15 protein-coding genes and 3 pseudogenes are annotated in these 21678 nt (G+C 69.5%); 6 read left to right on the plus strand and 12 right to left on the minus strand.

Going from position 1 to position 21678, the window contains the following annotated elements; translation table 11 throughout:
- Window positions 1-153 precede the first annotated feature (153 nt).
- From ACWGI8_RS02140 to ACWGI8_RS02155, 4 genes and pseudogenes are all read right to left on the minus strand, one after another.
- Window positions 154-1521, minus strand: coding sequence for a Wzz/FepE/Etk N-terminal domain-containing protein (locus ACWGI8_RS02140; RefSeq protein ID WP_453657809.1), 1368 nt, complete (start codon window positions 1519-1521; stop codon window positions 154-156).
- Window positions 1518-2797, minus strand: a pseudogene (locus tag ACWGI8_RS02145) (glycosyltransferase family 4 protein). Before ACWGI8_RS02145 ends, ACWGI8_RS02140 begins: the two are co-directional and overlap by 4 nt.
- A complete protein-coding gene (locus ACWGI8_RS02150) occupies window positions 2787-4106 on the minus strand; it encodes a nucleotide sugar dehydrogenase (protein WP_453657811.1) in 1320 nt (439 codons plus the stop codon). Before ACWGI8_RS02150 ends, ACWGI8_RS02145 begins: the two are co-directional and overlap by 11 nt.
- Before the next feature lie 73 nt (window positions 4107-4179).
- Window positions 4180-5658, minus strand: coding sequence for a sugar transferase (locus ACWGI8_RS02155; RefSeq protein ID WP_453657813.1), 1479 nt, complete (start codon window positions 5656-5658; stop codon window positions 4180-4182).
- 644 nt (window positions 5659-6302) lie between these two features.
- Between ACWGI8_RS02155 and ACWGI8_RS02160 the strand changes: the two genes are divergently transcribed.
- On the plus strand, window positions 6303-7286 hold the full coding sequence (locus ACWGI8_RS02160; protein ID WP_453657853.1) for a BtrH N-terminal domain-containing protein: 984 nt from the start codon (window positions 6303-6305) through the stop codon (window positions 7284-7286).
- Between the two features lie 15 nt (window positions 7287-7301).
- Here ACWGI8_RS02160 and ACWGI8_RS02165 read toward each other — a convergent pair.
- A pseudogene (locus ACWGI8_RS02165) lies at window positions 7302-7409 on the minus strand (IS5/IS1182 family transposase); the annotation flags it as partial.
- 517 nt (window positions 7410-7926) lie between these two features.
- Here ACWGI8_RS02165 and ACWGI8_RS02170 point away from each other — a divergent pair.
- Complete coding sequence (locus tag ACWGI8_RS02170) at window positions 7927-9237, plus strand: MFS transporter (RefSeq protein WP_453657815.1); 1311 nt, start codon at window positions 7927-7929, stop codon at window positions 9235-9237.
- 41 nt (window positions 9238-9278) lie between these two features.
- Here ACWGI8_RS02170 and ACWGI8_RS02175 read toward each other — a convergent pair whose 3' ends face one another.
- Together ACWGI8_RS02175 and ACWGI8_RS02180 are read right to left on the minus strand one after the other, a co-directional pair.
- Complete coding sequence (locus ACWGI8_RS02175; protein ID WP_453657817.1) at window positions 9279-11627, minus strand: ABC transporter permease; 2349 nt, start codon at window positions 11625-11627, stop codon at window positions 9279-9281.
- Complete coding sequence (locus ACWGI8_RS02180) at window positions 11624-12331, minus strand: ABC transporter ATP-binding protein (protein ID WP_453657819.1); 708 nt, start codon at window positions 12329-12331, stop codon at window positions 11624-11626. The genes ACWGI8_RS02175 and ACWGI8_RS02180 overlap by 4 nt, the downstream gene beginning before the upstream one ends.
- Window positions 12332-12545: 214 nt before the next feature.
- Between ACWGI8_RS02180 and ACWGI8_RS02185 the strand changes: the two genes are divergently transcribed.
- From ACWGI8_RS02185 to ACWGI8_RS02195, 3 genes are all read left to right on the plus strand, one after another.
- Window positions 12546-13856, plus strand: a complete 1311-nt coding sequence (locus ACWGI8_RS02185; RefSeq protein WP_453657821.1) for a sensor histidine kinase — start codon at window positions 12546-12548, stop codon at window positions 13854-13856.
- Window positions 13853-14551, plus strand: coding sequence for a response regulator (locus tag ACWGI8_RS02190; protein WP_453657823.1), 699 nt, complete (start codon window positions 13853-13855; stop codon window positions 14549-14551). The genes ACWGI8_RS02185 and ACWGI8_RS02190 overlap by 4 nt, the downstream gene beginning before the upstream one ends.
- A gap of 259 nt (window positions 14552-14810) precedes the next feature.
- Window positions 14811-15176: an MmcQ/YjbR family DNA-binding protein gene (locus tag ACWGI8_RS02195; RefSeq protein ID WP_453657825.1), complete on the plus strand. Its 366-nt coding sequence runs from the start codon at window positions 14811-14813 to the stop codon at window positions 15174-15176.
- A gap of 194 nt (window positions 15177-15370) precedes the next feature.
- Here the strand turns inward: ACWGI8_RS02195 and ACWGI8_RS02200 are convergent, their stop codons facing one another.
- Window positions 15371-16168, minus strand: coding sequence for a bestrophin-like domain (locus tag ACWGI8_RS02200; RefSeq protein ID WP_453657827.1), 798 nt, complete (start codon window positions 16166-16168; stop codon window positions 15371-15373).
- 314 nt (window positions 16169-16482) lie between these two features.
- Complete coding sequence (locus ACWGI8_RS02205) at window positions 16483-17778, minus strand: S53 family peptidase (RefSeq protein WP_453657829.1); 1296 nt, start codon at window positions 17776-17778, stop codon at window positions 16483-16485.
- 624 nt (window positions 17779-18402) lie between these two features.
- Here ACWGI8_RS02205 and ACWGI8_RS02210 point away from each other — a divergent pair.
- Entirely contained in the window at window positions 18403-18882 is a 480-nt protein-coding gene (locus ACWGI8_RS02210; protein ID WP_453657831.1) for an SRPBCC family protein, read from the plus strand.
- 288 nt (window positions 18883-19170) lie between these two features.
- Here ACWGI8_RS02210 and ACWGI8_RS02215 read toward each other — a convergent pair whose 3' ends face one another.
- The 3 genes and pseudogenes from ACWGI8_RS02215 to ACWGI8_RS02225 form a co-directional block, all read right to left on the minus strand.
- A complete protein-coding gene (locus ACWGI8_RS02215; protein WP_453657833.1) occupies window positions 19171-19944 on the minus strand; it encodes a class I SAM-dependent methyltransferase in 774 nt (257 codons plus the stop codon).
- A gap of 61 nt (window positions 19945-20005) precedes the next feature.
- Window positions 20006-20114, minus strand: a pseudogene (locus tag ACWGI8_RS02220) (transposase); the annotation flags it as partial.
- Window positions 20115-20293: 179 nt separating this feature from the next.
- On the minus strand, window positions 20294-21577 hold the full coding sequence (locus ACWGI8_RS02225; protein ID WP_453657835.1) for an NAD(P)/FAD-dependent oxidoreductase: 1284 nt from the start codon (window positions 21575-21577) through the stop codon (window positions 20294-20296).
- Window positions 21578-21678: the final 101 nt, after the last annotated feature.

Genomic DNA, 21678 nt, shown 5'->3' on the forward strand with positions numbered 1-21678 from the left:
GCGGGGGCAACAGGACCGCCACCGCCGCGCCGAGGAGCAGCCCCAGCAGCGCCATGGAGCACCAGAGGCGGCGCCGCCTCCGTACCGCCACCACCAGCGCCTGCAGGTCCAGCAGCGGAGCGGCGGCCGACGACTCCGAAGATGTACTCGTCGTCACCTTGAACCTCCCGTTGCGTCGCCGCCAACCGCGAGCGCCGGCGTGGCGGCGTTTCGAGGACGGCCGGCGGACCGCGTCGAACGGACCAGGACCGTGCCGGCGAGGACGATGCCGACGACCTCGTGCTTGGCGTCCGCACACGCCTCGGCGATGCCGGCGAGTTCCTCTGTGGTCCAGTTGCCCGCGCTGAGCACGATCAGGACACCGGTCTCGTTGTCGCGGTCCGGCACCATCGGCCGGTCCACCGAAACCTCCACCACCCGCAGCAGCGATTCGGTCCCGGCCTCGGCGGCGAGCTGCCCGGCGGCCCGGCGGGCGATCTCGTCGCCGTCCGGGACGACGACCAGCAGGCGCCGGGGGGCCGGCAACTGCTCGCGCAGGCGGGCGCACACCCGCCGGTAGCGGATCTGTCTTCCGGCCTCGTCGCCGTAGGTCTGCGGGGTCGGTAGGTCCCACCGGATGTCGAGGCCCAGCAGCCGGCGGATCCGGGCCCGCGGGCCACGGTCTTCGGGCCGGCGCGCGGGCTGTTCACCGGGTACGTCGACGGTGCCCAGCAGCGCCGAGCCCAGCGCCGCGGCGATCTCCGGTTCGGTGCGCAGTCGGCGACTCATCCGTGCGGCGGTGAGATGGCCGATGACCGCGAGCAGGAAGAACAACAGCTCCCCGGCGACGATGAGTTGCATTCTCGTAGGCGGTGCCTGGCCGGCCGGCCGGGCCGCCGGTCCCATGACGACCATGTTGGCCTTTTTGGCAGCCGGGTCGGCCTGGTCCAGCTTGTTCATGGCCTCCTGCAGCGAGGTGCGCAGCTTCTCGAGTTCGGTGCGGGTCTGCACGCTCTCCACGGTCTGCCCCGGATCGGCCGCATCGGCCAGCTCGGTGATGCGGCGGCTGGTCTGCACCACTATCTGCCGCAGTTCCTCGAGCTGCGCCGCCGCTTCTGGGTCAGTGCTGTCGTCCACGATCCGCGCGGCGAATATGACGAACTGCTGGGCCACCTGGTCGGAGAGTTGCTGTGCGCGCTCCGGGGTGTCGGCCGTGCCCGAGATCTTGATGATGTTCCCGTCGGCGGCCTTGGCGCTCACCCGATCCCGCAGCTCGCTGCCGCTGACCCCGTTCCAGCCGAGCGTGGCAGCCGCGCGGTCGACCACCACCGAACTGGTCGCGATCTCCGTCTGGGTCAGCAGCTCGCGCTCCTCCCACGCCCCCGGCAACAGAACCGATGCCGATGTCGTATAGCGCGGCGGGAACAGCAACGAGGTGCCGTAGCCGACGAGCGCACCCACCACGGTCAGGATGGTGAGAAGTCGCCAGCGTCGACGGATGATCCGTCCGATCGTGACCAGGCGTATCGTGTCATCGCTCAACGGTGCGGCCTCCGCCCTGCCCGGTCCGGGTGCCGGCCGACACCGGCGCCTGGTCACGGCAGGCAGCGGCGTAGGCTGCGAGCAGCGATCGCTGGGAGTTCCGCCAGGAGAGCGGTCCGCTGATCCGCTCCTGGCCGATCTTGCCCATCAGGGCCCGCTTCTCCGGATCGTCCAGCAGCAGTGCGATGCGTTCGGCGAACGCGGCCTCGTCGTTGGCGGGCGCGTAGACGGCGGCGTCACCGGCGGAGACTCGCGCCTCCCGGAGGTCGAACGAGACGATCGGCCGGCCCATCACCATGTACTCCAGGACCTTGTTCATGGTCGACACGTCATTGAGCGGATTGTGCGGGTCGGGGGAGAGGCACACGTCCGCGGTGGACAGGTAGCGCACCAGATCGGCGTCCGGAATGCGCCCGGTGAACTCCACCTGCTCCGAGAGCCCGAGCCGCCGGGACAGCTCCACCATCGCGTCGAAGGTGTCGCCGGCGCCGACGAACACCGCATGCCAGTCGGTCCGCCCGAGGTCGTCGCGCAGCTTCGCCAGAGCCCGCAAGGCGTAGTCGACGCCGTCCTGCGGGCCCATGACGCCGAGGTAGCACAGCAGATGAGGCTTGCCGCGCTTCAACTCCTCCTCGGGCGGTACGGGGTGGAACCGTTCGGTGTCGGGCGCGCTGCGCACGACGAAGACGTCCTCCGGCCGCCGGCCGCCACGGCGCAGCGCGACGTCCCGGTAGCTCTCGTTCGTGGCGAGCACGACGTCCGCGGCCCGGTAGGTCCGCCGTTCCAGCGCGCACACGGCGCGGTAGAGCAGATCCTCGCCGCGGTCGAACCGGGAGAGGTACAGCTCGGGCACCAGGTCGTGCTGGTCGAAGACGAAGCGCGCTCCGCGCCGCTTCAGCCACAGTGCCGGCAGGAACAGCAGGTCGGGCGGGTTGCAGGCGTGGACCACGTCGACCGGCCCGACCTTCCGGGCCAGCCGGACCGTATGCCACAACGCCGATCCGTACTCCCGCAGGTAGCCAGCCGGCCCTCCGGTGGCCGCGCGCAACGGGTAGCGGTGGATCCGCACCCCGTCGATCTCGGCCTCCGGCTCCGTGTCCCGTTTACTCCCCTGGGGGCAGATGACGTGCACCTTCCAGCCCGCGTCGCGCAGCGTCGTGCACTCCTGCCACACCCGCCGGTCGAACGGCACCGACAGGTTCTCCACCAGGATCAGCGCACGCGGGTCCGGCCGGTCGCCGCCGGCTGTGTCACTGAACGATGTGTCACCAAGCAAGGCCCATGTACCCCGGTTCGGCCCGGCGCGCTTCGGCATCGGGAAGGTGGATGAGGTCGACAATCACCGGGCCGTCGTTGCCATGGGGCAGCGCCGACAGCACGGCCGGATCCCTGGTCCCCACCAGGCACACCTCGGCGTGCTCGAGCACCTCGTCGACGGAATCCGCGAGCAGCTGCGCGAGGTGCGGCAGCCGGGTCTCGATGTACTCGCGGTTCGCGCCGAGCAGCCGGGAGAGGCTCACATTGGCGTCGTGGATCCGCAGGTCGTAACCCTTGCCGAAGAGTCTCTCCGCCAGCTCGACGAGCGGGCTCTCGCGGAGGTCGTCGGTGCCGGGTTTGAAGGACAACCCGAACAGGCCCACCCGGCGCTTGCCGGTGCGCTCGACCAGATCCACCGCACGCTGCAGATGGTCGGAGTTGGAGGGCAGCACGTGGGCGAGGATGGGCACCGAGACATCGGCCCGCTGCGCCGCGTGGACCAGGCTGCGCAGGTCCTTGGGCAGGCAGGAGCCACCGAAGGCGAAGCCGGGACGCAGGTAGGCGGGGCTGATGTTCAGCTTGCGGTCGGCCAGGAACACGTCGATGACCTGGTGCGAGTCCACCCCGAGGGCCTGGCACACCGCGCCCAGCTCGTTCGCGAAGCCGATCTTGAGGCCGTGGAACGCGTTGTCCGCGTATTTGATCGCCTCGGCCGTCGGGATCGGCACCCGGAACACCTCGCCGGGCAAGCCGTCGTACAGCGCCGCCACCACGTCGCCGCTTGCCGGGTCGAGCTCGCCGATGACGGTCTTGGGCGGGTCGAAGAAGTCCCGCACGCTCGTGCCCTCGCGCAGGAACTCCGGGTTGACCGCGACCCCGATGTCCACCCCGGCCGTGCCGCCGACGTACTTCTCCAGGATCGGTACCAGCAGGTTCAGGCAGGTGCCCGGGAGCATGGTGCTGCGGAACACGACGGTGTGCCGCCCGCCCCGCTCGGCCAGCGCGGCGCCGATCTGCTCGGTGACCCGCTCCAAGTACGTGGTGCACAGGCTGCCGTTGGGCTCCGACGGCGTGCCCACGCAGACCAGCGACACCTCGCTGTCCATGATCGCCTCGCGGACGTCGACGGTGGCGCGTAACGCTCCGGTCCGCACGACCTCGGCGATGAGCTCGCCGATCCGCTCCTCGACCACCGGGGCCTTGCCGTCGTTGACCAGGTCTACCTTCACCTGGTTCACGTCCACCCCGATGACCTCGTGACCCATGCCGGCCAGGCACGCGGCCGACACACAGCCCACGTAGCCGAGCCCGAAAACGCTGACTCTCATGACTCGTTCCTCCCCCCAGGCAGGCCCTTCCGGCCTGCGGTCCACGTACCGGCCGGACGACGACTCCCGCGCATCAGTAGGCCCCCTGCCCATAGAGCACCGCACGCAGCGTCTTCCACAAGATCACTGTGTCCAGGGCGAGCGACCAGTCCTCCACGTACCGCAGGTCCAGCCGGACCGCCTCCTCCCACGACAGGTCGCTGCGTCCGCTGATCTGCCACAGGCCGGTGAGTCCGGGTTTGACCAGCAGCCGCCGCCGGATGTCCGGGCCGTACGCAGCGGACTCCTCCGGTAACGGAGGCCGCGGACCGACGAGCGACATCGATCCGGCGAGCACGTTGAAAAGCTGCGGGAGCTCGTCGATCGAGTACCGGCGCAGCACCGCTCCCACCCGGGTCACCCGTGGATCCCGGCGGAGCTTGAAGAGCGGGCCGGCGCCCTCGTTGAGGTCGGCAAGCCCGGCACGCGCCCCGTGCGCCCCGGCAATCATGGTGCGGAACTTGAGCATGGTGAACTCGCGGCCGTCCTTGCCGACCCTGCGCTGGCGGTAGAACGCCCCACCCCGGCTGTCCACCAGCACGAGCAGCCCGACGAACACCATCAGCGGCGCGAACAGCATCAGCAGGATCGCTGCGCCCATGCGGTCGACGACCTCTTTGACCGCCCGACGGCCTCCGGTGAAGGTCGGCATGCTGACCCGCAGCAGCGGGATCCCGAGCACCGCGTCGACGTGCAGCCGCGGGCCGGCCACCTCCATCAGCACAGGGGCCACGACCATCTCGGCGTCGCTGCCTTCGAGGTTCCAAGCCAGCCGCTGCAGCCGGTCCGGTGACCAGTGCGGGTCCGGTGTGACCGCGACGACACGGTAGCCGTCGCGGCGGACGTGGTTGGCAACGTCCGCCAGTCGGCCGACGACCGGCACTCCGTCCAGTTGGTCACCGTCGAGCCAGAGACCGTCCGTCGTGCACACCGCATCCACCCGCCAGCCGAGGTGCGGGAACTTGCGGGTTCTGGTGATCAGGTCGCGCACGGTGACCAGGCTCCCGGCAGCGAGCACCGGTCTCAGGCACCGTCCTTCCTTCCGCTGCTTGTGCAGCCGGAGGCGCAACAGATACCGCGCGGTCATGGTGATGAGCGCGATCGCGGGGATCGCGACGAAGATCCAGAGTTTGATGTTGCGCGAGGTGAGGGCGATCCCGCCGAGCGCCAATACGACGGTCGCCGCGAACAGTGAGCGTCCGAGCCGGCGGAATTCCTCGGCGCCCTGGCCGAGCACGGCCGGAGCCCACGACCGGCTCACCGCAAGCGCCCCCAGCACCAGCAGCTCGGTGCCGAATGCGAGTATTCCCCACTTCTCGTGCCAGTTGGCCGCGTCCCGGGACCCGAAGAAGTTGCCGATCGCCGCCACCACGAAGGCGGTGGCCACGGTGTCGCTGGTGATCACGGTACGGCGGTACCGCTGCTCCCAGTCGATCTCAGGCTGGCTGATTGCCCCGTTCGCCAAACGCCCGCGCGCCGACGGAAACGGGCTGACTAATCCCCCTTGCCGCACAGAACCCCCCAGGTCCCCAGTGGTTCGACGTGTTCGCCCAACACTGTTTCTCCCCTCGGGAGGCCCCCGCCCCCCGCACTGTTCCGCCCCTCGGGAGGCCCCCGCCCCCCGCGCCGCGCTGTTCCTTCCCGCGGGAGGCCCCCGCCTCCCCGCGCATGACATCCCCGGCTATTTCAGGGCTACTTGAACAACCCACCCCGGCGGCAGCAGACTCGCATGTCCTGCCAGACTCTCGAGCTGCGCGCGGGAACCCGTCGAAACCTCGGGTGCTCCCCGCACCCGAAGCCCCCTCTCGGGCTCCAAGAATCGATCACCCCCACGTCTGGCGCCGGGCAGCCGACTGCCGGCTTTCCGTAGCGCCGGACCTACAGATCATTAGCGGTCGCCTCGTGTCCGAACAGCTGAAGCACGGTCAATCTAGACCATCGGGGCCCAGTGTGTAGAGGGGATGTGTGTAATTTGTGTTCATGCTTTGAGGCTTGATCCACGGATCGGTCACCTCCCACGGGTGCCTTGACTCCACCGCGCGCTCCAGCAGCTCGCCCGGCCCCAACGGCGAGGCGTACGACTTGATCGTGTCGGTGTTCGGCGGCATGTCGAAGGGTGAGCGCAACCGCCTCAAGGACCGGGTGAGAATGAGCGGCATGGCCATGGTGAAAGACATCGATGTCCGCGGCATGCAGCACTGCGAGACGACGGCGCTGGGCGTGCTTCTGCGGCATGAGGGACTCGACTTGTCCGAGCCCATGCTGTTCGGGCTCGGCTCCGGGCTGTCGTTCGTCTACTGGGACAGCAAGGCCATGGGTTTTCCCTTCCTGGGAGGTCGGGTCAAGCCGTTCGAGCTCACCAGGAACCTGGCCGCCGCCCTCGGGCTTGAGCTGCTGATCGGGGAGACCACCTCCCCGCGCAAGGCATGGCAGAACGTGGCGGCACCCATCGACGCGGGTCGGCCGGTCGGCCTGCAACTCGACAGCTACCACCTGGACTACTTCACCACCAAGGTGCACTTCGGCGGGCACGTCGTGGCCATGTACGGCTACGACGAACAGGACGCCTACCTGGTGGACACCGACCCGCAGGGCGGAGCCGTCTCGACCAGCCTCGCCGGCCTGGCCAGAGCCAGAGCCGAGCGCGGCCCCATGACCGCCAAGCACCGTTCCTTCACCATCACAGCGCCCAGCAGCCCGACGCCACCGCAGGACCGGATCATCCCCGCGATCAAGACCTGCGCCGACGCCTTCCTGAACCCGCCCATCGCGAACCTGGGCCACCGGGGCATCGAGAAGACCGCCAAGCAAGTGCCGAAGTGGCTGCAGCGCAGCGACAATCCGCGGGAAGACCTGCCACGGACCGCCGTCCTCATGGAGAGGGCCGGTACCGGCGGAGCCCTGTTCCGTAATCTCTACCGGGACTTCCTCGCCGAGTGCGCCCAGCTGATCGACAGCAGCCACCTGCGCACCGGCCACACCCTGTATACCGAAGCGGCCACCCTCTGGACACAGGCGGCCGCACTCGTCGCGACAGCAGGCGAATCCGGCGACGCGAAGCACCTCATGCAGGCCGGCTCCATCCTCCACGAGCTCTCGCGCATCGAACGCGATGCGATGCAGGCACTCAGCCTGCTCTAGGGCCTGTCCGGCCGGTCATGTGCGGAGTCGGAGTCGGATCGAGGCGACGGTGACGGTGACGGTGCCGTGGAAGACGTAGGCGCGTTGGTCGAACGTCGTGGCCACGGCCCGGAAGTTCTTGAGGCAGGCCCAACTCCCATGGGACAGAGGTGAATTGGCCACTCGGTACACGCTGCACTCGTGTGTCGTCGGCCAGCGGCTCGACAGACCCGCCCCGTGACCCCGGAGCACGGGAAGGGGACCTGATCCGCGCGACGAGGGCTTCTGCCCGCTCAACATCCTGCGCCGCATGTTGATCGACGAGGACGAAACCGGTATGCCGGTCGATGAACGCCTGGTCGACTTCCTCGACCCCGACCGCCTCAAGGACCACGGCGAGGACGACGAGGAGTGACACCGCGTACCCTCGCGGGCGGGGCCGCCCTCGTATTCGCTAGTGTTCAGGTTCGGCGAGTGACCCACGAGGAGCTGAGACATGCCCGGTCGTCCGAGCGCGCGTTGACGTTGTAGGCCGTGATCGGCCTGTCATCGCGTGCTGCCCTTGATGTTGCGGCATAGCGAGCCTTCCCCTGCCTGAACCATCGGTGCGCCTGTGTGCGCCAGGTGACGGGCCTCGTTGTCGGCAATCCAAGGGATCCCCGTGCCGTCCGCTTCCTCCGCTGTATCTGATTCCAGTCGACCTGTGCCTTCAAGTCTGTGGCGGGATGGCGACTTCCGCAGACTCTGGGTGGGGCAGACTGCCTCCCAACTCGGTGAACATGCAGGTCTGTTGGTGTTGCCGCTCTTCGCCGTCCTGACGCTCAACGCCGGTGCGGGCCAGTTGGGCGTCCTCCGAGCGGTGGGGCAGGCACCGATCCTGTTGTTCTCGCTCTTCGCCGGCGCGTGGGTCGACAGATGGCGTACCCGCACGGTGATGGTGCTGACGGACGTCAGCCGAACCCTGGCCCTGGGCGTCGCTGCCGTGGCCGGCCTCCTCGGCTGGCTCGGCCTGCCCGCGCTGCTCGTGGTCGCCTTTGCCGTCGGAGCCCTGTCCGTGTTCTTCGACGTGGCATACCAGGCGTCTCTCGTACGGATGGTGAAACGCGATCAGTTGGTGCGGGGTAACAGCGCGCTCGAGGGCAGCCGGTCCGCGGCGCAGATCGGCGGTCCCGCCCTCGGCGGTGCTTTGGTGTCACTGCTGTCGGCGCCGATCGCTGCCGCCTCCAGCGCGCTGTTCTTCGCGCTGTCGTTCCTGTCGATCCGACGGATCCGTCGGATCGAATCGATCCCGGAGCGCTCGGAACCTCCCCCTCGCATATGGCGGCGGATTCATGAGGGCCTCCGTTTCGTCGTCAGCGACACCTCGCTGCGGACCGTGTGCCTCGCCTCGGCCGCCTTCCAGTTCTCCTTCGCGGCCATGATGACCGTCTATCTACTCTTCCTGCCGCGGGAACTGCACTTGTCGGGCACCGCCGTCGGGCTGTCGGTCGCGGCGACGGGTCCGGGCGCGCTTCTGGGCTCGGTGCTGGCCGCCCGTCTGCCGGGCCGGTTCGGTTATGGTGCGGTACTCGTGTCCGCGGCGGCACTCGGCGACGGCGCGTTCTTGTGTGTGCCCGCGTTGCACGGCTCCTCTCCGGTGACTGTTCCCGTGCTCCTTGCGATCAACTTCGTGTTCGGTACTGGCGGCCAGTTGGTGAATGTCACGGTCATGGCCGTCCGGCAGGCGGTCACTCCGGACGGGATGCAAGGCCGCGCGGCCGCGACGATCACATTTGTCGGCATGGGCCTGACCCCACTCGGCTCGCTACTCGGCGGCTTCCTCGCGCAGGAGTGGGGATTGCGCACCAGCCTCCTGGTGACGGCCGCAGGCATGATGCTCTCCCCAGTGCTGATGGCCCTGTCCCCGCTCGCCCGCCTGGGACGGGCGCTTCCGGCCCTCGCAGGAGGCGCCGCCGACCCACCATCTCCCTGATTCCCACGAGAGCGACCGCCAAGATCTCGGAGCCTGACCTCCTATTCGGTGCGCAGGGCCGTGGCGGTTCGGGCCCTGGCGGCCCAGCCGGCGGGCAGGAGCGCACCCAGGGTGGCGATGAGCAGGCCGCCGAGTGCGAGCGGGAGCAGTTCGGCCCCGTGGTGGACGGCGATGACGGAGTCGGGGAGGCGGAGCCCCGCGCTGTCGCCCATCGCGGGGATCACCCAGCCGTGCAGGGCTACGCCGAGCGGCACGCCCAGAGCGCCGGCGACCAGTCCGGTCACGACGACCGAGGTGAGGACCATTGCGATGGTCTGTCGGGGGGTCATGCCGAGCGCCTTGTGAACACCGAGTTCCCGGACGCGCTCGCGGGTGTCGAGCAGCACGCCGTTGAGCACGCCGAGCGCGGCGACGGCGACGAGCATCAGCGTGAGGATCGCGGACAGCGCGTTGAGTGTGACGACCATGTCGCTGCCGGCGCCGAGCCCGCCGGCCCGAGCACTGACACCCAGCGGTGCCAGGTGCCTGTTCAGCGCGTCGACGTAGCCGGACACGTCCGTGCCTGACGTGACCGCGATGTGATGGCTCGTTTCCGTCAGGTCGGGATGTGCGGCCGTGAGGGTCGTGGCGTCGGTGAAGACCTGCATGCCGTCGTTGCGGGGGTCGAGGACCTCGCCGACGATCCGGACCGTGACCGGCTCGGCCAGGCCGTTCAGGGTGACGGTGTCACCGATGCGGGTGCCGGTGGCGGCCAGGAAGGGGGTCGGGACCACGGCCTCGCCGGGCTTGTCGATCCAGCGGCCCGAGACCATTGTGTAGCCGCCCCAGGAGGCGTCGCCGGTGAAGGCGATCACGTCGGTGGTGCCGGTCACGCCGGAGACGGTCGCCCGTGTCGTCGCGGCGCTGTAGTACTTCCCGGTCCCGGCGCCGGCCTCGATGGCAGCAGCGACCACGGCGGGATCGGCCCTGGGCCGCTTGTCGGGGCCAGGGCCTTCGGGTCCGAACTCCGGCAAGGGCGCGGGCACGACGACATCGGCGGCATCGTGGGCCTTGGCCTTCATCACCTCGCCGAGCGAGGCGCCCATCCCCACGGTGAACGTGACGGCGATGGCGCCGAACAGGACTGCCGTGCCCATGGCCAGCGCGCGGCCGGGCCGCGCGAAGGGCCTGGCCAGGCCCAGGGCAACCGGCTGTGGCAACGGCAGCCGTCCGGCCAGGCGGGTCGCCCACCGGCCGCGCACCGCCCAAGCGGTACGCCCGACGGCGAGCGCGTCGACCGTACGCAGCCGGCCGGCCCGCCAGGCACTCGCCCACGCGGTCGCCGCCACCAGGCCGAGCACCCCGGCGATCACCGCCAGGCCGACCCAGGGGGCGATGGTCAGGGACGAGGTGCCGTAGACCTCCTCGGTCTCGGCCAGTACGGGGACGGCGAGCAGGTGGCCGGCGAGGACACCGAGGGCCGTGCCGACCGCGGCGGGGATCAGCGCCTGGCCCATGTAGGCCCGCACGACCTGGGCCGGGGTGAAGCCGACGGCCTTGAGGATGCCGATGCGGCGCGTTCCCGAGCCGACGGCCGACGCGACGACGTTGCCGACGATGAGCACCGACATGACCAGGCCCAGGGCGCCGAACGCGATGAGGAACGGGACGTAGAGCGCGGTGTCGCGCTCGGCGCTCTTCTTGACGGTGAGCCATGACTGTTCGCCGACGGCCGCTCCCGGCGGCAGGGATTCCGTCACGGCCTCGCCGCCCGCGGTGATCTGCGCGGGGGTGCCCGCATCGGTGAAGCGGTAGAGCATCTGGTAGCCGCCGCTGCCGGGCGCGGTGAGCGCCGGCATCTGGGACGGAACCACCCAGGCGTCGGCTGTCTGGGTGACCGAGCGGGTCACACCGACCACTGTCAGCGTCGGGTCGCTGGGCAGATCAGGGAAGGCGATCTTCATGCCCACGGTCGGCAAGAGCGCGGATCCGGCGGACAGCGCGATTTCGCCGGGGTGCGTGGGCCACCGTCCGTCGAGCAGCGTCACCTCGTCCACGTCTCGACCGGGATCGCCCCGGCCGACCACGGTCATCGGCCACCCGGTGCCCGCCCCGTCCGACCGCGGGGTGACCGTCGCCGTACGGAACGGCCCGGCCGCACTGCTCACCCCTTCGGCGTCCTTGGACCTCGACAGCTGCCCGGCACTCACCTTGGCCGCGTCGAACTGGACGGACAGATGCGCGCCGTGCTGCTTGGCGAAGGCGTCGTCGAAAGGCGCGCCGGAAACCACGAGCAGCGATCCGCCGAGGACGGAGGCGGCCACCGCCATCATCGTGGCGAGCCCGATCACCAGCGTCTGCACCCGGCGTCGTCCTACCCCCGAGCGCACCACCTTGCCGAGCGCGCTCATCGGACGGCCTCCGAGGCGACGGCCTGCGACCGGACGTCTTCGGTGATCCGGCCGTCGGCGATCCGGACCGTACGGTTCGTGCACGACCGGGCCAGAGCCAGGTCGTGGGTGACCACGACGATGGTCTGGCCCTCGGCATTGAGGCCGGTGAGCAGCCTGCTGACGTCCTGTCCGGCGGCCGTGTCCAGGGCCCCGGTCGGCTCGTCGGCCAGAAGCAGCGCCGGCCGGTTCATCAACGCCCTGGCCACCGCGACGCGTTGCCGCTCCCCGCCGGACAGCCGCCCCGGGTAGGCGCGGGCGTGCCGGTCGATGCCGAGGATTTCCAGGAGTTCCGCCGCCCGACGGCCGGCCTCGCCACGTGCCACACCCGCAAGCCGCGCGGGCAGAACGACGTTGTCGGCGACGGTCAGATCGTCGAGGAGGTTGAAGAACTGGAAGACCATGCCGATCTTCGATCGCCGGTACAGCGCCGATCCGGCCTCGCCCAGCTGATCCACCCGCACGCCGTCCACGGTGACGGTCCCCGTGTCCGGCCGGTCCAGGCCCGCGATCAGATTGAGCAGCGTGGACTTGCCACTGCCGGAAGGGCCGAGGATCGCGACGGCCTCGCCGGGCTGCACGGTCAGCGACGCCTCGTGCAGCGCGGGCGGGCCGTCGTCGTATCGGCGGCTCACCTCGCGCAGTTCGATCACCGGCATGGTCATGAAGGGCTCCTTGGGTACGGGCAGTTGGCTGCGTGAACGCTAGGAGTGGGCCCGGCCCGCACGCGTCGCCCGCCCGAACCCATTGCGGTACCGCGCTGGGATGAGCCCCGGAAACGTCATCCCTGCGATGTAGGCGACTGATGTATCCGCTGCGCCGGGAATGACCACCGGAACGGACTCGGAGGGCCCGTGCGTTGGCGACAATGAACCGGTGATGAACGTACGTACGACGCTGGAGCGGCTGCGGGAAGCCGTCCGCCAGGCGGTCCGCGACGCCAGGCTTCCGAGCGGTCCACCGCTGCGGCCCACCCGGCGCGCCTGGCAGTTCGACGCGCTGGTGGCACTGGCACTCGGAATCGCCACCGTCTACTACGGCATCGACAACGCCAATGTCGTCGTGGTGCGTGAGATCGCACCCGGCGTGGCGGTCGTCCTACCGCGCCCGTCCGGGCCCGGCGGCCTGGCCCTCATGGTGACCCTCGCGGTCGTCGCCTCGGGTGCCCTGGCGCTGCGCCGCCGCTACCCGCTCGCCGTGCTGTGCGTCGTGACGGCCGCGGTACTGGCGACACCGCAGAGCGTCCTGCGGCTGACCTTCTACGCGTTCGTCATCGCCGTCTACAGCGCCGCCGTGTACAGCCCGTACCGGGTGGCGACGCTGGCGGCGCTGCCGGTGTCGGTCGTCCTGGTCGGCACCTCGGGGAACTCGGTGACACCGATCGTCCCCAACGAATACATCGCCCTGCTGATTCTGGTCCCGATGGCGGTAGCCGCCCTCGGGCTGCGCACCTGGAAACTCCGGACCGACGAAGGCCGGACCCGGCTCTCCGCTCTGGAACGCGAACAGGCAGAGGCACTTCGCCGGGCGGTCGAGCACGAGCGCGCGAGGATCGCTCGCGAATTGCACGACGTCGTCACGCACAACGTCAGTGTGATGGTCATTCAGGCGGGTGCCGCCCGCAAGATCATGAAGACCGCCCCCGAGCAGGCCGGCGAGGCCCTGCTCGCCGTCGAGGCGGGCGGGCGGGCAGCCATGACCGAACTGCGCCACGTCATGGGACTGCTCACCATGGCCGACGAGGGCGAGGGGACGGACGGAGGTGCAGACCCGGCCGATACGGCGGCGGAGCTGGCCCCGCAACCCGGTCTGGACCAACTGGAAACACTGGTCGGACGGGTCCGGGGCACCGGACTGCCCGTCGACCTGACCGTGACCGGCCCACCCCGTCCCCTCCCGCCCGGCCTCGAACTCGCCGCCTACCGCGTGGTCCAGGAAGCCCTGACCAACACCGTGAAGCACGCGTCCGGCGCCACCGCCGCCGTGACCGTCGAATACGGCCCGGACCGGCTCCGGGTGGAAGTCACCGACACCGGTGGACACCCGGGTGCGGGCGCGCCCACCGGAAACGGCCGGGGCCTGATCGGCCTGCGCGAGCGCCTCGCCGTCTACGACGGAACCCTGAACACCGGCCGACACCTGACCGGCGGCTACCGTGTGGAAGCGCTGATCCCTCTGGAGGCACCGTGACCGAGCCGCTGCGCGTGCTCCTCGCCGACGACCAGACCCTGGTCCGTACCGGATTCCGGTTGATCCTCGGCGCCGAAGGCATCGACGTCGTCGCCGAGGCGACCAACGGAACCGAAGCGGTCGAAGCGGTCCGCCGCACACGTCCCGACGTGGTCCTGATGGACGTCCGGATGCCCGTGATGGACGGCCTGGAGGCCACCCGCCGCATCCTCACCGGCGCCCCTGGCGAACCCCGCATCATCATCCTGACCACCTTCGACCTCGACCGGTACGTCTACGCGGCACTGTCCGCCGGCGCCAGCGGCTTCCTCCTCAAGGACGTCACCCCCGAGCACCTGGCCGCGGCCGTCCGTACGGTCCGCACCGGCGACGCTCTCCTGGCGCCGGCCATCACTCGCCGCCTCGTGCAGCGTTTCGCCCAGCGCGGCAGCGACACCGCCGCCCTCCACCGCGACCTCGCCTCGCTCACCCCGCGCGAAGTGGAGGTCCTCGGCCTGCTGGCCCGAGGACTGAGCAACGTCGAACTCGCCACCCGCCTCCACCTGGCCGAGCCGACCGTCAAGACCCACGTCGCCCGCATCCTCGCCAAGCTCGGAGTTCGTGACCGTGTCCAGGCCGTCATCGTCGCCTACGAGACAGGGCTGGTCAGCGCCGGCGCACGCGAGGCCGCCCAGCAGTCCACCGAGCAGACGTAGACCGAAGCCGAGGCTTGGCCGGCCCCGCGCTGTCGTGCGGCGGACCAGGGATCAGTAGTCGGAACCTGCGCCTGTCCCGGTAGTTCACGCCTCCGTACTGCCATACAACAGTCCGCCCGGTGTCCGCGTTCGCCGCGGTGCGGGGGTCGGGCACGGTCGGCAGCGCGATGTCGAGCTGCGATGCCCACCCACCCGACAGCAGACCGGATGTCCGTCTGAGTGCGGCAGCGTGTCAGTGACGCTGGCTACCGTGGGGGACATGATCGATGCCGAGGATGTCCGTCGTGTCGCGCTGTCCCTTCCTGAGACGGTGGAGAAGGAAGCATGGAGCATGCCCACATTCCGCGTGGCCGGGAAGATGTACGTCACGATCCCCGACGACCAGACATCGTTCGCCGTGCGCTGCCCGAAACACGAGCGCGCAGAGCTGATCGCTGCCGAGCCGGAGAAGTTCTGGGTGCCACCGCACGAGGCGAGTTCAGCCTGGGTCCGGGTGCGGCTCACCGCACTGGAGGACCTGGACGAACTGCGCGACATCCTCGTTGACTCCTGGAGACAGGCGGCGCCGGACCGGCTGACCGAGGAACACCCCGACCTGCGGCCGGGCGCGGGCACCGGCGAGTGAACGCCTCCGGCCACGTGCGTACGCCGGTCCTCGCACGCCAGGTCGCCGTGAAGGCGCTCACCGGTTCCCGTCCGCTCGCGCCCAGTCGGCAGCGGGCGCCTCCGCCAGCACCTCCTGCACGTGACGCTCAATACGTGTGCGACCAGGAGGCCGCGCGGCTGCAGCGCGAGAACACGCTGCTGCGTACCCGCCGCCTACGGCCCGCCGTGGAAGAAGCCGGACTTCAGGTCCTCGACGATGCCGTCGAGTGGATGCCCACTCACGATGAACGGTCCACTCCAGGGCGCGCTGAGTGCGAAGAGCAATGCCAGGCTCAGCCCGACCACACTCGCAACGCCCACGATGAGCAGTGACGTTCGCAGGCTGCTGCGGAAGATCAGTGCGCCGGCGTTCGCGATCAAGGCCAGTCCGCTAACCACGAGCGTGACGACGTAGAGCGCGGGAACGTCGCGCGAGGCGGCCGCGACCCGGGCGCGACGACTACTGGTGACGCTGTCCAGGGAAGCCAGCAGCTCCGTGCTCGCGGGGGTTCCAGGCTCGGGCCGGGCCGCCTCGGCGCGCACGCTCCGCTCCAGCCGTGCGATCGCGTGAGCGGTGGCCGGGTCTTCGCCGGACGCCGCTGCCGCACCCTCCCATTCCCTGACACGCGTGGTCTGCAGGTAGTCCAGCAGTGCCGCATGGATCGGTTCCGAGTGGACTCGCGGACTTGTCGCCGTCCACGCCAGGCGGGAGGCTGCGGCCGCCTCGTCGCTCACCAGCCCCTCTGCTGCGCGCAGGTAGCCGGCCTCGCTGGCCAGTGAGAGTGCCGCAAAGATCGCGAAGGCAGCGCCGAGTGTTGGCATCAGGGGCGGGGCGATCTGCGGCACCCGGTCCTGTTCCCCGACCGGTACGAGCGCCCGGACGCCGACCCGCGCGAGGGCCGCGACCAGTAAGGCAAGGAAGAGCCAGCCCACAACCAGCACCACCGTCGGCAGCGAGGTCAACCAGTTCACCACATCACCTACAGCGCATTCCCACGAGCGTCACACGGCGGCGGCAGTTCGGCCCCCGCGACCTGGAGCTCCTCGTCGATCACCTTCACCGAACGCTCCATGATCACAGGTTGAAGACCTCCAAAGCTTGCGACGCCCGGCACGGCACCTCCTTTTGTTGGCCAAACAGCCGAGTACGGCGCAGTACGTGGCTGTTCGGCCGCCTTGCGATGCACCGCACCGGACGCCGCTCGTCATGGGCCCAAGGTGCGGTCAGGGCCGCGAGGTCGGAGGCGGTGCGTGGGTGTGGCGTGAGGGCGTGACTCCATCGACGTCTACCAGGCCCGGCCTCTCAGTCCGGCGACGCCGCGCGGGGTGCCGATGCCGGTCGGTCCGTCGTATCCGGGGGCAGCGGTGCACAGGTAGGTGCCGCCGCAGGCACCGTTGGAACCGGTGGTGATGTCGTTGAAGGCATGTGAACGGGCGTAGGGATAGGAGTTGGGGTAGGTACCGGAGGTGTGGTTGCCGGCCAGGGCGTACATGGCGGCGACCAGTACGTTGGACAGGCTGGTGCCGCCGACGACTCGCCAGCCGGTGCCGGACGACCCGAAGGTGTTGTACACCGCAAGGCCGGTCGCAGGGTCGGCGACCGCGGAGACGTCGTTCATGGTGCGGTTGGCACACAACGGGTCGTGCTGGAAAGACGGCTTGGGTTCGTAGAGGGAGCAGCCGGAGCCGGTGCGGGACCAGGCGCTCTCTGTCCAGCCGCGGAGGTTGCGGGCTCGGTTCAGGGATGTGCCGCCCACCGAGGTGACGTAGGGCGAGGCAGCCGGGTAGGTCGTTCCGTATCCGCCGTTGCCCGCGGCGAAGGTGAAGGCTACGCCGGGATGGTCACTGAAATGGTGATCGAACGAAGTCTCGAACGGGACCTCCCCGACGGTGAGGGCCCAGCTGTTCGAGACGACCTTGGCGCCCTGCGTGACGGCTTGGTCGACTGCGGTGAGCAGGTTGCTGAGGAGGTTGTTGTCGGCTTCGACGACCAGGATCCGGCAGCCCGGGCAGGCCGCGCTCACTGCGTCGACGTCCAGTGCGGACTCCAGCGCCCAGCCACTGTTGGTGCCGGACGGGGGAGTGGAGCCGCCGCGTTGGTTGATCTGGCGGAGGCAGCCGTTGGCCTTCGTGCAGGGCGGGAGGTTGAACTGGCGGCGGTAGACAGCCAGGTCGCTCTCCAGATTGGGGTTGTGGAAGGCGACGGTGATAGCCACTGTCCTGCCGTGGCCCTGGCCGTGGCCGTCGCCGTGGCCCAGACCGTGGCCGTCGCCGTCGCCGTCGCCATGGCCGTGGTCGTCGCCGTGGCGTCCGGAAAGGTCGTAGGCACTGCGGATGTCCCGGGGACTGTAGCCGGGCGGCTTCGCGTTCGGCGGGACGGAGGACACGGACGGCAAGTCGGTGCGGATCGTGGCCAGGCAGGCCGTCCGGTCAGGCTCAGGCGGTTGCGTGCAGACATCCTGGTCGCTCGATTGAGAACCAGCAGGCGCCGCAAAGGTTGGCGTGGTCGACGGGATGGCAGCCAGGCCCACCACCGTGAGGATCGTGGCCAGCAGCCCCCGGATCGGGCGGACACCGCGCATGACACTCCTTCGGGACCGGACGATGGTCCCCTTTTCTCTGGCGGGCTGCCGCCGCCGGATATCCGGGTCGGCGGCCTCACCCGTCCTGCCACAGTGGCGGCATCTGTCCGCACGTCCCGTCACGGCATCTGCCGTGCGGCCCACTGTCGGTCCGGGAGCGGCGCAGCAGTCTGAACGTCACCTGTTGAGCCGTCGGATGGCTTACACGAACCACTCATACAGCTCACCGCCCAACCCATACGAGGAGCGCACCCACCGAGACCTGGAAGTCTCGCGGCCGGCCTGTGAAGCTCGTCAAGCCATCGCTGCAGGTGAGCGGCGGTGTCTATGGTGAGGACTGCCATTCGGCCATGCCGGCCATCTGCGCAAGGCCTGCGGGGTGAGCGGGCGGGCAGGCGTCTGTCCGAGCTGCTGATGGCCCGCGGGGCGCTGGTCAAGGGCACCCCGGGAACACCATCCGGATCGCGTCGCCGCTGGTGATCGAGAAGGAGGACCTGTCCTGGGCCCTGGAGCAGCTGCGGGTGGTGCTCGGCGTCACCTGGTGACGTCAGGGGCGCGGGGTGCGGTTGTTCCGGAGCTAGACTGCAAAGAGCAGGTGGGGGGAGATCGCGACGGGATCATCGCATGTCAGCCAAACGCCGTACTGCCGTCGTCACGGAGTCGATAGCCGCACCGCCGGAGGTGGTGTGGCAGGCCGTTGCCGATGTGACCCGGATCGGCGAGTGGAGCCCGGAGTGCACGGGGTGCCGCTGGGTGGGACCGGTCCAGGAGCCCCGTCCCGGGGCGCAGTTCGTGGGAAGCAACCGCAAGGGGGCGGTGCACTGGAACACCCGGTGCACGGTCACTCACTCTGAGTCCGGGAAGGTCTTCGCCTGGCGGGTCCGCTTCGGTATTCCGGTCGCCGAGTGGTCGTACCGGTTTAGTGCCGTCGGCGACGGCACTCGGGTGGAGCAGTCGTGGCGGGACCTGCGGACGGGATTCCCCTGGCGGTACGTCGCCAGGATCGGTGACAGGCTGCTGAGCAACGGTGCCCGCGCAGAGCACAATGAGGCGAACATGCGGGCGACTCTCTCCGCCCTCAAGCGGAGCCTCGAATCCCGCTGAGGGAGGGGGCGGGCTCTCGGCGTCGCACGTTGACGTGCGGCAGGAAGCGGGTGTAGGCGTCGGTGACGCCGGCTGTTGTGCGGCGAAGGTCCGTCCCGAGCCGAATATGGGGTCGGCGGCGAGGCCGGCCGGCAGGCGTGCGGACCGGGGATCGTGGAGGCGGGGGAGATCCTTCGCCGCATCGAGCCGCGCGGAGCTGTCGAGAGCGTGGTCGGCGGCCAAGCCGGCGAGCGCGTCGGCGGTGCCGGGGATCGGCCATCTCTCCCAGTTCGCGGGCGGCTTGCACGGCTATTCGTCCGAGCCCGCAGCCGACGGCGGTACCTCGACCACGAAGAACAGGAAGCTGGTTTTGGTCGAAAGGTCATGGAAGCCGTCGGGGAACAGTTCACGGGCGGCCGGGTCGGGCTGCGGCTCGCTGATGACGGCAAGGCGGAAGCCGGCGGTGGTGAAGGCATCGGTCATCGCGTGCAACGGCCTGCGCCAGAACCTCATCGGGAAGGACTGCCCGTTGAACGTCCAGTCGAAGGTATAGCTGGTGGTCGCGAAATAGTCGGGCCGAGGATCCTCGATCGTGTAGGCCACGAAAGGGTGGTCCACCGACGCGATCAGTCGGCCGCCGGGCCTGAGCACTCGCCGTATCTCGGCCAGCGTCGGCTCCCAGTCCTCCAGGTAGTGCAGGACAAGCGACGCGACCACGTCGTCGAACTCACTGCCGGCGAACGGCAGGCGGTCGCTCAGGTCGACGACGTGCAGGGCTACGTCGTCACCGAGCCGCCGCCTGGCCAACGCCAGCATCCCGGCGCTGGCGTCGATGCCGGTAACGGTGGCACCGCGGTCGCGTAGTGCAGCGGACAGGGGCCCCGAGCCGCAGCCGGCGTCCAGGATCCGGCGACCGGCCACGTCTCCGGCGAGGGCTAACATCGCGGGCCGCTCGTAGAACGCGTTTATGAGGTTGTTCTCGTTTTCCGCCGAGTACGCGTCGGCGAAGCTGTCGTAGTCATTCGCCTGGGCCGGATCGGCAGGCTGGGCGAAGTTCTCGGGCACGTCGGTTACCTGTTCCATCGTCGCAGCCCAGTAGTCGCATGATCCGCCGCACACAACCCAGGAATCCAATGACCGGCCTCTCGATGGGGTTCGTGGTCCGCAGGTGGATCCAGCTCGGCCGGGAAGTCGTGGAACGCCAGCAGCTCCTCCGCGTTGTCGGTGATCTTCGCGACGGCCTGGGGCCACTTCTTCCCATGGGTCTTCGTGAACGCTTCGATCGCCTGTGCGGGCGATCGGTTCCACCGAGACCTGCGCAACTGGGTCCGTCGGGAACAAGTTGCGAATCAGGCCTCCATGGACCCCGGAGCGGTTCAGTGTTCCTTTCTGCGGAAGCTGCCGAGAGCGAGTGGAGTGGGAGGGGAGCCGGTCATGACTTTGTGCGTGACAGGTGCGCGGGCGGCACAGCCGCCCCGCGATGCTTGATGTTGACGACCGAAGCCTTGGCCAGTGCCACGGGGTTCAAGAAACGCAGCGGACCGATCAGGCGGGATGCGAACAGATGCATGTGCCGCGCCACCGACTCATCGCGCGCTGCCGCTGAGAACATCAGCCGCTCCAAGGGATTGAACGGACGAGCCGTGGCGAAGTCGGCGGCCAGGTACTGGTGACCGCGCAGCCGGCGCCGGTGTCTGCGTGCGTACACCACGAGCGACCTGTTGAGGTCGCCCCGACCGGTTGCGGCCGAGGCGACCGCCTCTGCCAACCATTGGGCGGACTGCAGGGCCCACCCGCATCCCACTCCCCACAGAGGGTCGCCGGTCAGGGCGGCGTCGCCGATGAGCGCGACGCCCGGTGCGGTCGGCTTGCGGCTGTGAAGCGGGTAGTTGACAGTACCGATGATCTTCGTGATGCGCTCGGCTGAGTCGATGGGCGGTGCCTCGGGCAGGGCGCGGACGAACTCGAAGAAGCTGCCTTCCAAGTCTTCCCGGAAGGCCGGCAGCCGCTTCTTGTCAGGGAGCACCGCGATGACCGTCACCCCGGCGTCGTTCGGAAACGCGTACGCCATGTCCGGCTCGAGGAACCAGGCGTGACCGATCCCGCCGTGCAGCGGAAGATCGCGGAAGTGCGCGAGATAGCCGAACCGCGCGTTCTCGTGCAGCCGAGCAGGCACCCCGGCGAACTCCGCTGCGGCCGAGTCCTTGCCATCGGCGCCGACCACCAGACGGGCCCGGATCTCGCGCTCGCCCTGTAGGGTCGACGCGCGCACCCCCAGGGTTCGCCCGGCTTCCCGGACCAGCCCGGTCACATGGTGGCCGAGGAGCAGATCGACGCCAGGAGTGTTGGCCGCATGGGACCTGATCAACGGGTCGAGGGTGCTGCGCCGAATGTTGTACGCGTACGGTAGCTCGGGGCCCGCCGGTGCCGCCCTCGGCTCGATCCATCCCCAGCGGGTGTACCAGCGGGCCTCGTTGCGGACGGCTCCCGCCTTCTCCAGAGCGGGGACGAGGCCGAGTTCGTCCAGCACCGGGTAGGCGTTGGCCGTGATGGAGTGGGTGCAAAGCACCTTGTACGCTTCGGGGTCCGAGCGGCGTTCCAGCAGTGCGACGCGGGCACCGCGTCGAGCGAGCAAGATCGCCGCGGCGCTGCCGGCGAGGCCGGCTCCGCTGATGACGACGTCGTAGTCGTATCCCGCGCTCTCAGGCTTGGTCATGCGCTGATCGCCCCCTTCGGGTTGTGGTGCCGTGTGGGAGTGGTGCAGTGCCACTGCTGTCAGGAACATGATCAATTGTCAAGAGCTGTGGATCGGCCGCC

This window comes from Streptomyces sp. NPDC054841, from assembly GCF_053611045.1.